The organism is Micromonospora sp. NPDC127501 (genome assembly GCF_040302185.1).
Classification (GTDB): Bacteria; Actinomycetota; Actinomycetes; order Mycobacteriales; family Micromonosporaceae; genus Micromonospora.
Genome location: NZ_JBEORJ010000010.1, coordinates 248,700 through 260,556 on the forward strand (window position 1 = coordinate 248,700; position 11,857 = coordinate 260,556).

At 71.2% G+C, this 11,857-nt stretch carries 11 protein-coding genes and 1 tRNA gene; 10 read left to right on the forward strand and 2 right to left on the reverse strand.

Annotation, left to right across the window (positions count from 1 at the left end):
• Positions 1-33 precede the first annotated feature (33 nt).
• The 5 genes from rsmA to ABTW72_RS23250 all read left to right on the forward strand — a co-directional run bounded on the left by rsmA (position 34) and on the right by ABTW72_RS23250 (position 5,109).
• A complete protein-coding gene (gene rsmA / locus ABTW72_RS23230; RefSeq protein WP_350861767.1) occupies positions 34-903 on the forward strand; it encodes a 16S rRNA (adenine(1518)-N(6)/adenine(1519)-N(6))-dimethyltransferase RsmA in 870 nt (289 codons plus the stop codon).
• An 86-nt stretch (positions 904-989) separates the two neighbouring features.
• Entirely contained in the window at positions 990-1,937 is a 948-nt protein-coding gene (locus ABTW72_RS23235; protein WP_350861769.1) for a 4-(cytidine 5'-diphospho)-2-C-methyl-D-erythritol kinase, read from the forward strand.
• Positions 1,938-2,057: 120 nt separating this feature from the next.
• On the forward strand, positions 2,058-3,863 hold the full coding sequence (locus ABTW72_RS23240) for an ABC-F family ATP-binding cassette domain-containing protein (protein WP_350861771.1): 1,806 nt from the start codon (positions 2,058-2,060) through the stop codon (positions 3,861-3,863).
• A gap of 100 nt (positions 3,864-3,963) precedes the next feature.
• Entirely contained in the window at positions 3,964-4,419 is a 456-nt protein-coding gene (locus ABTW72_RS23245) for a DUF4383 domain-containing protein (protein ID WP_112605896.1), read from the forward strand.
• Between the two features lie 213 nt (positions 4,420-4,632).
• Positions 4,633-5,109 (forward strand): DUF4383 domain-containing protein, encoded by a 477-nt coding sequence (locus ABTW72_RS23250; RefSeq protein WP_350861773.1) that lies wholly within the window; start codon positions 4,633-4,635, stop codon positions 5,107-5,109.
• A 6-nt stretch (positions 5,110-5,115) separates the two neighbouring features.
• Here ABTW72_RS23250 and ABTW72_RS23255 read toward each other — a convergent pair whose 3' ends face one another.
• Positions 5,116-5,826, reverse strand: a complete 711-nt coding sequence (locus ABTW72_RS23255) for a TetR family transcriptional regulator (protein WP_350861775.1) — start codon at positions 5,824-5,826, stop codon at positions 5,116-5,118.
• Between the two features lie 224 nt (positions 5,827-6,050).
• Positions 6,051-7,016, reverse strand: a complete 966-nt coding sequence (locus tag ABTW72_RS23260; RefSeq protein WP_350861777.1) for an acyl-CoA desaturase — start codon at positions 7,014-7,016, stop codon at positions 6,051-6,053.
• Positions 7,017-7,329: 313 nt separating this feature from the next.
• On the opposite strand from ABTW72_RS23260, the gene ABTW72_RS23265 reads away from it, so the two are divergent.
• From ABTW72_RS23265 to pth, 5 genes are all read left to right on the forward strand, one after another.
• Positions 7,330-7,401 (forward strand) — tRNA-Gln (locus ABTW72_RS23265).
• Positions 7,402-7,511: 110 nt separating this feature from the next.
• Positions 7,512-9,071, forward strand: a complete 1,560-nt coding sequence (gene glmU / locus ABTW72_RS23270) for a bifunctional UDP-N-acetylglucosamine diphosphorylase/glucosamine-1-phosphate N-acetyltransferase GlmU (protein WP_350861779.1) — start codon at positions 7,512-7,514, stop codon at positions 9,069-9,071.
• 58 nt (positions 9,072-9,129) lie between these two features.
• On the forward strand, positions 9,130-10,110 hold the full coding sequence (locus tag ABTW72_RS23275) for a ribose-phosphate diphosphokinase (protein WP_350861781.1): 981 nt from the start codon (positions 9,130-9,132) through the stop codon (positions 10,108-10,110).
• Between the two features lie 333 nt (positions 10,111-10,443).
• Positions 10,444-11,139, forward strand: a complete 696-nt coding sequence (locus ABTW72_RS23280; protein ID WP_350861783.1) for a 50S ribosomal protein L25/general stress protein Ctc — start codon at positions 10,444-10,446, stop codon at positions 11,137-11,139.
• 94 nt (positions 11,140-11,233) lie between these two features.
• Positions 11,234-11,824 carry an aminoacyl-tRNA hydrolase gene (gene pth, locus ABTW72_RS23285; RefSeq protein WP_124862943.1) on the forward strand — a complete coding sequence of 197 codons (591 nt, stop codon included), beginning with the start codon at positions 11,234-11,236 and terminating at the stop codon, positions 11,822-11,824.
• The last annotated feature ends 33 nt before the right edge of the window (positions 11,825-11,857 follow it).

Consider the following 11,857-nt stretch of genomic DNA (forward strand, 5'->3'; position numbering starts at 1 on the left):
GTCGGCACCGACCCCGTCGCTACGCTGCCAGCCATGACCGGTCTCCTCGGCCCGGCGGAGATCCGGGAACTGGCCGCCCGGCTGGGCGTCGCGCCCACCAAGAAGCTGGGCCAGAACTTCGTGCACGACCCGAACACCGTGCGCCGGATCGTGACCGCCGCCGGCCTCACCCCCGACGACGTGGCCCTGGAGGTGGGGCCCGGGCTCGGCTCGCTGACCCTGGGGCTGCTGCCGGTCGCCGGGCACGTGCACGCCGTGGAGATCGACCCGGTGCTCGCCGGGGCGCTACCGGAGACCGTCGCGCGGCACGCCGGGGCCGACACCGCCCGGCTCACCGTGCACCGCGCGGACGCACTGCGCATCGCCGCCGCCGAGTTGGCCGACCCGGCACCGACCGCGCTGGTGGCGAACCTGCCCTACAACGTCGCCGTGCCGGTGGTGCTGCACCTGCTCGCCGTGCTGCCCACCCTGCGACACGGCCTGGTGATGGTGCAGAAGGAGGTCGCCGACCGGCTGGTCGCCGGTCCCGGCTCCAAGGTGTACGGCATTCCGTCGGTGAAGCTCGCCTGGTACGCCCAGGCGCGAGGCGCCGGCAAGGTGCCGCCGAACGTGTTCTGGCCGGTGCCCAACGTCGACTCCGGTCTGGTCTCCTTCACCTGCCACGAGCCGCCCCGCACCGACGTACCGCGGGAGCGGGTCTTCGCCGTGGTGGACGCGGCGTTCGCGCAGCGCCGCAAGACGCTGCGCGCCGCGTTGGCCGGTTGGGCCGGTGGCGCGGACCGGGCCGCCGCGGCGCTCACCGCCGCGGGCGTCGACCCCGGCGCCCGCGGGGAGTCACTGACCGTCGAGCAGTTCGCCGCCATCGCCGCGTCGGCTCCGGTCGGTACGCCGGCCGCGAAGTAGGCTGACGCCGTGCCCGCCGAGGACGCCGAGGAGCAGATCGTGGCCAAGCCGTTCGACATCCGCCTGCCCGTTCGGGGTGTCACCCCGTGACCGAGGCCTGGCGACCGGACGACGACGAGCGACTGGGGGCCATCGGCCCGGTGCGGGTGCGGGTGCCCGCGAAGGTCAACCTGCACCTCGGGGTGGGCCCGCTGCGCCGGGACGGCTACCACGAGCTGAACACGATCTACCACGCCATCTCGATCTACGACGAGCTGACGGCCCGCCGGGGCGACACCCTCGCCCTGACCATGGAGGGTGAGGGCACCGGCGAGCTGGCCCTGGACGACACCAACCTGGTGATCCGCGCCGCGCACGCCCTCGCCGGGTACGCGGGGGTGCTGCCGCACGCCCGCCTGCACCTGCGCAAGCAGATCCCCCTCGCCGGTGGGCTGGCCGGCGGCAGCGCCGACGCGGCCGCCGCGCTGGTGGCCTGCGACGCGCTGTGGGGGACCGGCCTGTCCCGGGACGAGCTGGCCGGGATCGCCGCCGACCTCGGCTCCGACGTGCCGTTTCTGATCTACGGTGGCACCGCGCTGGGCACCGGCCGGGGCGAGGCGATCAGCCCCGTGCTGGCCCGCCCCACCTCCTGGCACTGGGTGGTGGCGATCGCCGACGGTGGCCTCTCCACCCCGACCGCGTACCGGGAGCTGGATCGGCTCCGCGACTCCGGTGCCGCCGGCGCCCCGCTGGGCAGCACCGACGCCCTGCTGGGCGCGCTGCGCCAGCGTGACCCCCGGGTGCTCGCCCGTACGCTCGGCAACGACCTCCAGGACGCCGCGCTGGCCATGCGCCCGGCGCTGGCCGACACCCTCAAGGCCGGCGAGGCGGCCGGCGCGCTCACCGGCATCGTCTCCGGCTCCGGCCCGACCTGCGTGTTTCTCGCCGCCAACGCGGCCGACGCGGAGCGGATCGCCGCCGAGCTGACCGCCGCGGGCGTCTGCCGGGAGGCGCGGGTCGCGCACGGTCCGGTAGCCGGCGCCCGCGTCGGCTGACGACGCGTTCCACCGGAGCTGCTGGCGCGCGGCGCGGACGTTCGGGGCTTCCGCGTACCCTTGGGACAGGCGTCCAGGTGCCCGCCGGCATCGGGACGCCTTGATCATGAAGGGTGGAACGTGGCGAACATCGTCAATCTGGACCGGGTGTCCAAGGGGTACGGCGCCGCCGGGCGGCTGCTCACGGACGTCTCGCTCGGCCTGGACGACGCCGACCGGATCGGCGTGGTCGGCCTCAACGGCGCCGGCAAGTCCACCCTGCTGCGGCTGCTCACCAAGCAGGAGGACCCCGACGACGGTCGGGTGACCCACCGCCGTGACCTGCGTGTGCTCTGGCTGCCGCAGCAGCTCACCCTCGCCCCCGAGGCCACCGTCCGGGACGTGGTGCTCGGCACCGCCTGGCTCGCCGAGGGCATGGGGGCTGAGCACGAGTGGGCCGGCGACTCCGGGGTGCGGGCCATCCTCGACGGCCTCGGCATGCCGCACCTCGGCCTCGACCAGCCGGTCGGCCCGATGTCCGGTGGCGAACGTCGCCGGGTGGCGCTCGCCGCGCTGCTCGTGCGCGACTCCGACCTGCTCATCCTCGACGAGCCCACCAACCACCTGGACGTCGGCGGGGTCGACTGGCTGGCCCGGCACCTGGTCGGCCGCAAGGGCGCCCTGGTCGTGGTCACCCACGACCGGTGGTTCCTGGACGCGGTCTGCACCAACACCTGGGAGGTCGCCGACCAGACCGTCCGCGCCTACGAGGGTGGCTTCGCCGCCTGGACCCTCGCCCGTGCCGAGCGCGAGCGGGTCGCCGCCGCCACCGAGGCCCGCCGGCAGAACCTGCTCCGCAAGGAGATCGCCTGGCTGCGCCGCGGCCCGCCGGCGCGGACCTCCAAGCCGCAGTTCCGCATCGACGCCGCGAACGCGTTGATCGCCGACGTGCCGCCGGCGCGCGACACCATGTCCTTGCAGCGCATGGCCACCTCGCGGCTGGGCAAGCAGGTGTACGAGCTGGAGAACGTCGAGCTGCACGCCGGCCCGAAGGAGATCCTTCGCGACGTCACCTGGCTGGTCGGCCCCGGCGACCGGATCGCCATCCTCGGTGCCAACGGCGCCGGCAAGACCACGCTGCTGCGGATGCTCGCCGGCATCACCCGCCCCGATGGCGGTCGCCTCGGCACCGGCTCCACCGTGCGGCCCGCGTTCCTCTCCCAGGAGCTCACCGAGCTGCCCGGGCACCTGCGGGTGCTGGAGGCGGTGGAAGAGGTCGCCCGCCGGGTTCAGCTCGGCGACCGGGAGGTCTCCGCCGCGCAGCTCGCCGAGGTGTTCGGCTTCGACGACCGCCGCCTCTGGACCCCGGTCAGTGACCTCTCGGGTGGGGAACGCCGCCGGTTGCAGATGCTGCGGCTGCTGGCCGGCGAGCCCAACGTGCTGCTCTTCGACGAGCCCACCAACGACCTGGACACGGACACCCTCGCCTCGCTGGAGGACCTGCTCGACTCGTGGCCCGGCACGATCATCGTGGCCAGCCACGACCGGTACCTGATCGAGCGGGTCACCGACACGGCGTACGGGATGTTCGGCGACGGTCGGCTGGTGCACCTGCCGGGCGGCGTGGACGAATACCTCGCGCGGACCGCCGAGCGGGCCGGCTCTCCTCGGGTCGGCGTCACGTCGACCTCCGCGTCCGCTGCCCCCTCGGGGGGTGGCATGTCCGCCGCCGAGGTCCGTCAGGCCCGCAAGGAGCTGACCCGGCTGGAGCGGCAGCTCAGCAAGCTCGACCAGCGCGAGACCACGCTGCTCGATCAGCTGGCGGCGGATGCCACCGACTACGCCCGGGTCGCCGAGTTGGACACCCAGCTCAAGGATCTGCGCGCCGAACGGGAGCGGATCGAGGAGAGCTGGATGACCCTCGCCGAGGACCTGCCCGAGAGCTGACCGGCCGGGCGCGCCGGTCCGGCCCCCGTGTGCGGCGTCACACCACCACATGCGAGACAATCGTCGGCGACACCTACCCCACGGCGTTGGAGACACAGACATGGCACACACCCCCGTCAACCACCCCGCGCGGCCGATCTACCGGGCGATCGGCGGGCTGACCGGTCTGTACCTGGTCGTCTTCGGTGTGCTCGGCATCATCGCGAGCACCGGCAACGAGATCCTCGCCCAGGACGACACCCGGGTCCTCGGTCAGGGCACCAACCTCGGCTTCTCGCTGCTCAGCGTGCTGCTCGGGATCGTCGTGCTGGTCGGCACCGCGCTCGGCCGCAACATCGACGTGGCGATCAACCAGTGGCTGGCGTACAGCCTCATGGTGGTCAGCCTGGCCGGTCTCGCGTTCATCCGGACCGACGCCAACATCTTCAACTTCAGCATCACCACCGTGATCGTGGTGATGACGGCCGCCCTGGTGCTGCTCATGGTCGGCATGTACGGCAAGGTCGGCACGGAGGACGAGGCGGAGGCTTTCCAGAAGGCTCGTCTCGTTCTCTGATCTCTTCTGGTTGCGGCCGTTGGTTTTCGCCGGAGCCCGAGCTGCTCCGGGCGGTCAGGCTTGATCCCTGCGCAGCTCGGGCTCCGGCGAAAACCTGACCTGGTCCAGCCTTTCGGCGGACCCTTCCGGCATTGGGGTTCTTCGGACAGTCGGCTCTGCCCTGGGTGACAATCCTCCTGAAACGGTCAACTCAGGTGGATGGGGTTCAGGGCTATGCCGCATTTTCCGGTCAACCATCCGGCACGGCCGCTCTACCGGGTCCTCTCCGGGCTGATCGGGGTCTACATCCTGGTCTTCGGCGTCTGGGGCGTCGCCGAGACGATCGGCGACCCACTCTTCGCCCGCACCAGCACCTGGGCCCTCGGGCTCCGGACCAACCTGGCCTTCTCGCTCGCCTCGGTGGTGTTCGGGATCGTCCTGATCATCGGGGCCTCACGGCGTACCAACCTCGGCCACTACATGAACCTCACCGCCGGCGTGGTGTTCCTGGTGACCAGCATCCTGATGATGTCGGTGCTGCAGACCGGCGCGAACTTCCTCAACTTCTCGATGTCGACGGTGGTCGTGTCGATGCTGTTCGGCCTGATCCTGCTGGGCACCGGCCTCTACGACAAGGTCGGCCCACCGGAATCCGCCGAGGCGGAGCTGGAGCATCGCAAGCACCCCGTGGCCGACGTGCACCGCCGCTGATCGGGGTCAGCTACGCCGCGCGGTGATCAGCGTCGGCTTGGCCTCCAGGTGCGACAACCCGTTCCAAGCCAGGTTGACGAGGTGCGCCGCCACCGTCTCCTTGCGCGGCTTACGCACCTCCAACCACCAGCGACCGGTCAACGCCACCATGCCGACCAGCGCCTGCGAGTACAGCTCGGCGAGCTTCGGGTCGTACCCCCGGCTCTTGTACTCGGCGCCCAGGATGTGCTCGACCTGGTGCGCCACGTCGTTCATGACGCTGCTGAAGGTGGCCGTGCCGGACATCAGCGGCGACTCGCGTACCAGCACCCGGAAACCGCTGGTCTCCTCCTCGATGTAGGTCAGCAGGGCGAGCGCCGCCTGTTCCAGCAGCTCCCGCGGATGCCCGGCGGTCAACGCCGTGGTGATCCGGTCCAACAGGGCCCGGACCTCCCGGTCCACCACAACCGCGTAGAGCCCTTCCTTGCCACCGAAGTGCTCGTAGACCACCGGCTTGGAGACCTTGGCGCGGGCCGCCACCTCCTCGATGGAGGTGGCGTCGAAGCCACGCTCGGCGAAGAGTTGCCGGCCGGTCGCGATCAACTGCTCCCGGCGTTGGGCCGCCGACATGCGAACCCGGGACGGAGTTTTGGCTTTCGGTGCCGCCGTCGGTGCCGCCGTCGGCGTCGCCCGTCGGCCGCCGACGGCTGCCGCCGCCTCGTCGCTGACCTCGGGCATGTCGCCGCCTCGCTGGCGCTCGGTGACGCCCTGCCGTGGAATGGTTCCTCCGCTGTGCCCGTTCACGTCGTCGCCTCACTGTCGGGCGGTCCGACCGCCCTCACGCGCCGTTCGACCGTACCCGGATCGGGCTCGGCCCCCCGTCCGCCGAGCCGCCCGGTCCCCCCGCATGGCTCGGTCATCCGGCCATCCTGCCAGGCGGCATCGTCGGACACCGCCCGGTTTCAGCGGGGTGCGACCGGCTTCACCAGCTTGGCGGCGAGGCGCTCGGGCTTTGGCCAGCGCACCTGCGTTGCCGCGCCGACCTTCTCGAACAACCAGATCACCCGCGCGGAGATGTCCACCTGACCGCGCAACACGCCGTGCCGGGCACTGGTCGGGTCGGCGTGGTGCAGGTTGTGCCAGCTCTCGCCGAACGACAGGATCGCCAGCGGCCAGAAGTTCGACGCACGGTCGCCCTGGCGCATCGCGAACGGACGCTCACCGTAGACGTGGCACACCGAGTTGATCGCCCAGGTGACGTGGTGCAGAAGGCCGATCCGGACCAGCCCCGCCCAGAAGAACGCGGTCAGCGCGCCCTGCCAGGACCAGGTCACCAGGCCGCCGATCAGCGCCGGGCCGAGCAGCGAGACGGCCACCAGGGCGGGGAAGAGTCGGTCGACCCGGCTGATGTCCCGGTCGGCGATGAGGTCCGGCGCGAAACGCTCACGGTTGGACAGCTCCCGGCGGAACAGCCAGCCCACGTGTGCGTGGAACAGGCCCCGGGTCAACGCCCAGAAGCTGGTGCCGAAGCGCCACGGCGAGTGCGGGTCGCCCTCCAGGTCGGAGAACGCGTGGTGGCGCCGGTGGTCGGCGACCCACTGAATGATCTCGCCCTGCACCGCCAGCGAACCCGCGACCGCCAGGGTCACCCGCAGCCACCGCTTGGCCTTGAACGAGCCGTGCGTGAAGTAGCGGTGGAAGCCGACGGTGATGCCGAGCCCGGAGACGACGTACCAGACCAGACCGATGATCACGTCGGTCCAGCCCAGCCAGCCGCCCCAGGCCATCGGCACGGCGACCAGCAGGGCGACGAAGGGGATCACCACGAAAGCCCAGAGGGCGGCCAGGATCCCGTTGGACTGGCTGCCGTCGGTGAGTGGTTTGGGGCCGGGGCCGGCGGTGTTGGAATCGAGCAGAGCGGTGGACATGGGACCTCGCAGGGGATGGGTGACGATCACGAAGCTACGCCTACGTCACCGTAACTTACGGCACCGTAGATCGCACGGGGAAGTTTCGAATCACCTTCGCGAACCTGCTAGAAATCGCAGGTCAGCCGGCCGGACGGCAGGTGCCTGACCGATCCGGGAAGCGGGCGACCGAGGTGCTTGTCGACCCCCCTCGGAAGGTCGACGGCACCGACCGCTCGCCGTGCGGCGGGATGAGCGCTGGCATCCGACGGCCGGGACGCTAAGGTGTACCGGCGGGATGTTCACCCCTCGCGCGATGTGCTCACGTCGCTGATCGGCCGTGGTGTAATTGGCAACACCCGGGTCTTTGGTACCCGTATTTCAGGTTCGAACCCTGGCGGCCGAGCTGCCCACCTACGCCCGTTTTAGGGTCCGGTGGGGGTAAGAGGGGAACGTGCCGGGCCCCGCGGCTAGCATGGCCGCGAGAGTGTCCGCCGTCCCGACGGGAGCCACGTCGTGCCCCAGCCCCACCTCCGTACCGTCGTCGTACTTGCCGCCGGTGAGGGCAAGCGGATGAAGTCGGCACTGCCCAAGGTGCTGCACCCCCTGCTCGGTCGGACGCTCCTCGGTCACGTGCTGAGCGCCGCCGCCCCGTTGGGCGCGGACCGCAGCGTCGTCGTGGTGGGGCACGGCGCCGACCAGGTGCGGGCGCACCTGTCCGAGGTCGCCCCGGACGCCATTCCGGTGCTCCAGGCCGAGCAGCTCGGCACCGGGCATGCCGTACGGATCGCGCTGGAGGCCGTACCGGACGGTGCCGGCACTGTCGTGGTGATCAACGGTGACGTGCCCCTGCTGCGACCCGAGACGGTGGGCGCGCTGGTGACCGCGCACGAGGAGGCCGCCGCGGCGGCCACCGTGCTGGCCGCCGAGGTGCCCGACCCGACCGGCCTCGGGCGGATCGTGCGGGACGCCGACGGCCGCCTGGAGCAGATCGTCGAGGAACGCGACGCCGACACGACGCAGCGCGCGATCCGGGAGATCAACGCCGGCATCTACGCGTTCGACGCGGTGCGGCTGCGCGAGGCGCTGGGCAAGCTCTCCACCGACAACGACCAGGGCGAGGAGTACCTGACCGACGTCTTCGGTCTGCTCCGTTCCTCCGGTGAGCCGGTGGCGGTGCACGTCGCCGTGGACCACGTCGAGACGTTGGGCTGCAACGACCGGGTGGAGCTGGCCACGCTGCGTCGGCTGCTGCGCGACCGGATCAACGAGGCCTGGATGCGCACCGGGGTGAGCCTGCTCGACCCCGCCACCACCTGGATCGACGTGACGGTCGCGCTGGACCGGGACGCGGTGGTCGACCAGAACACCCAGTTGCGCGGCGGCACGGTGGTCGGCGCGGGCGCGCTGATCGGGCCGGACGTCACCCTGATCGACACGATCGTCGGCCCCGCCGCGTCGGTGATCCGCAGCCACGCCGTCGGCGCCGAGGTGGGCGCGGGCGCGACCGTCGGGCCGTACGCGTACCTCCGGCCGGCCGCCCAGTTGGCCGAGAAGGCGAAGGTCGGCACGTTCGTCGAGGTGAAGAACTCGCAGATCGGCGCCGGCGCGAAGGTGCCGCACCTGACGTACGTCGGCGACGCGACGATCGGCGAGCAGACCAACATCGGCGCCGCGTCGGTCTTCGTGAACTACGACGGGGTCAACAAGCACCGCACGGTGATCGGCAGCCACGCGCGGACCGGTGCGGACAACATGTTCGTGGCACCGGTCGAGGTGGGCGACGGGGCGTACACGGCGGCTGGTTCGGTGATCGTCGACGACGTTCCGGCCGGGGCGATGGGCGTGGCCCGGGCGCGCCAGCGCAACATCGAGGGCTGGGTGGTCATGCGGCGCGCCGGCACTGCCGCGGCGGAGGCGGCGCAGCGGGCCCGCGACGCGAAGGATGGGCAGCCGGGCGGCGACGCGAAGGGTGCGTCCGGTACGACCGGTGCCGCAAGCCACAGTGAGGCAATCCACGGGGCGACCGAGACGGTGGGCGGCGCATCCGGCGCGGGAGATACTGCAACCGAATAGTCCCTGACCCACCACCACCGGGTCGGGTACCGCCGACATAACGGGAGCAGACGGGCCCATGGGCAGCATCGTCGCCGAAAACCGCAAAAGCCTGATGCTCTTTTCCGGACGTGGCTTTCCGGAGTTGGCCAAGGAGATCGGCGAGGTGCTCGGCGTCGCGCCGACGCCGGCCGACGCGTACGAGTTCGCCAACGGCGAGCTCTTCGTACGGTTCAAGGACTCGGTGCGTGGTTCGGACGCCTTCGTGGTGCAGTCCGTCACGCACGGGGTGAACACCTGGGTCATGGAGACCCTGATCATGGTGGACGCGCTGAAGCGGGGGTCGGCCAAGCGGATCACCGTGGTGCTGCCGTTCTACCCGTACGCCCGCCAGGACAAGAAGCACCGTGGTCGGGAGCCGATCTCGGCACGCCTGGTGGCGGACCTGCTGAAGACCGCCGGCGCCAACCGCATCCTCACCGTCGACCTGCACACCGCGCAGATCCAGGGCTTCTTCGACGGCCCGGTGGACCACCTCTTCGCGATGGACATCCTGGCCGAGTACGTCGAGCACAAGTACGCCGGCCGGCCGATGACCGTGGTGGCACCGGATTCGGGCCGGGTGCGGGTGGCCGAGCGGTGGACCGACCGGCTGGGCGGCTGCCCGCTGGCGTTCATCCACAAGACCCGTGACCCGTTGAAGCCGAACCAGGTCGTGGCGAACCGGGTCGTCGGCGAGGTGGAGGGCCGGGTCTGCCTGATCGTCGACGACATGATCGACACCGGGGGCACCATCGCCAAGGCCGCGGACATCCTCAAGGAGTCGGGCGCGGCGGAGATCGTGGTCGCGTCCACCCACGCGCTGCTGTCCGACCCGGCCACCGAGCGGCTGAAGAACAGCTCGATCAGCGAGATCGTGGTGACGAACACCCTGCCGCTCCCGCCGGAGAAGCAGCTGGACAAGCTCACCGTGCTGTCGATCGCGCCGCTGCTGGCGCGGGCGATCCGGGAGGTCTTCGACGACGGCTCGGTGACCACCCTCTTCGGTGGCCTGAGCTGATCCTGAGCCCCGCTTCCGCCACTCGACACGATGGCGGGGGCGGGGCTGGCAAACTGGTGGAAACGGGGCCGGCACGCTGGTGGGAGCACCACCGACGCGCCGGTCTCGAGCCGTGATCGGGGACTGCCGGAAACCCTGGAAACAGCTCGGGTAGACTGGTGCGGTTGCCACGGCGAGGGTGCCCGGCGGGCCGCTGAAAAGCGCCGCACGGAGGCACCGTCATCGACGCGGTGCTCCGGGCAGTCGTTCATGACGCATGAGCCCCAGCGAGCCCCTCGCCCCAGCACCGTTAGACGACAAGCCGCCGCAGCGAAAAGCATCAGGAGTTTCCCCGTGTCCGAGGTAAAGATCAGCGCCGAGCCCCGTACCGAGTTCGGCAAGGGTGGTGCCCGCCGTACCCGCCGGGCCGGCAAGGTGCCCGCCGTGCTGTACGGCCACGGCGAGAAGCCCAAGCACATCGCGCTGCCGTCGCGGGAGTTCGCCGCCGCGATCCGCAAGGGCGGTGCCAACCAGCTCTTCGCGATCGACATCGCCGACGGCACCCAGGTGCTGGCGCTGCCGAAGGCGATCCAGCGTGACCCGATCCGCGACACCTTCGAGCACGTCGACCTGATCCTGGTCCGCCGGGGCGAGAAGGTCACCGTCGAGGTCCCGGTCCAGCTGACCGGCGAGGCCGCCCGGGACACCCTGATCGTGCACGACCACGACACCCTCTCGGTGACCGCGGACGCCACCAAGGTTCCGGACCACCTCGAGGCGTCGATCGAGGGCCTGGAGGCGGGCACCCTGGTGACCGCCGGCGATGTCGACCTGCCGAACGGCGTCGAGCTGGCCGTCGACTCGGAGCTGACCGTCGCGTCGGTGACCGCTGCCCCGACCGCCGAGCAGCTCGAGGCGACGCTGCCCGAGGTCGAGGCTGCCACCGACGAGGCCGAGGCCGAGGTCGGCGAGACCACCGAGGGCTCCGAGGGCGCGGACGCCGCCCCGGCCGAGGGCGCCGAGACGACCGAGGCGCGCACCGAGGCCTGATCGGTTCGTACTGTGCGACAGGCGCCCCCGGATGATCGGGGGCGCCTGTCGGCATATCGGGAGTCGGTGGGATGGGCGGCGGAAGGGACGGGTCGTGACGGACGAAGCTGGGCCGTGGCTGGTGGTCGGCCTGGGCAACCCGGGTCGGGAGTACGCCGGCAACCGGCACAACGTCGGGTTCATGGTGGCCGAGCTGCTGGCCGGGCGGGTGAGTGCACGTTTCGGCCGGCACAAGCGGGCGGTGGCCGAGGTGGCCGAGGCGCGGCTGGGGTTCGGTGGGCCGAAGCTGGTGCTGGTCAAGCCACTGACGTACATGAACCTCTCCGGCGGGCCGGTCGCGGCGTTGGCACAGTTCTACAAGGTGCCGACCGCGCAGGTGATCGCGGTGCATGACGAGCTGGACATCGGCTTCGGCCAGGTGCGGGTCAAGTTCGGCGGCGGCGAGGGCGGGCACAACGGCCTGCGCTCGATGTCGAAGTCGTTGGGGACCAAGGACTACGCCCGGGTGCGGTTCGGCGTTGGCCGACCGCCGGGGCGGCAGGATCCGGCGGACTATGTGCTGTCAGATTTTGGCGCGGCCGAGCGCAAGGAGCTGGATTTCCTGGTGGACCGGGCCGCTGACGTGGTGGAGTCGGTGATCACCAAGGGCGTGGAGCCGACCCAGAACCTCTACCACGGCGGCTGAGCCGGGCGGGGCGTACCCGAATCGGAAACGGCG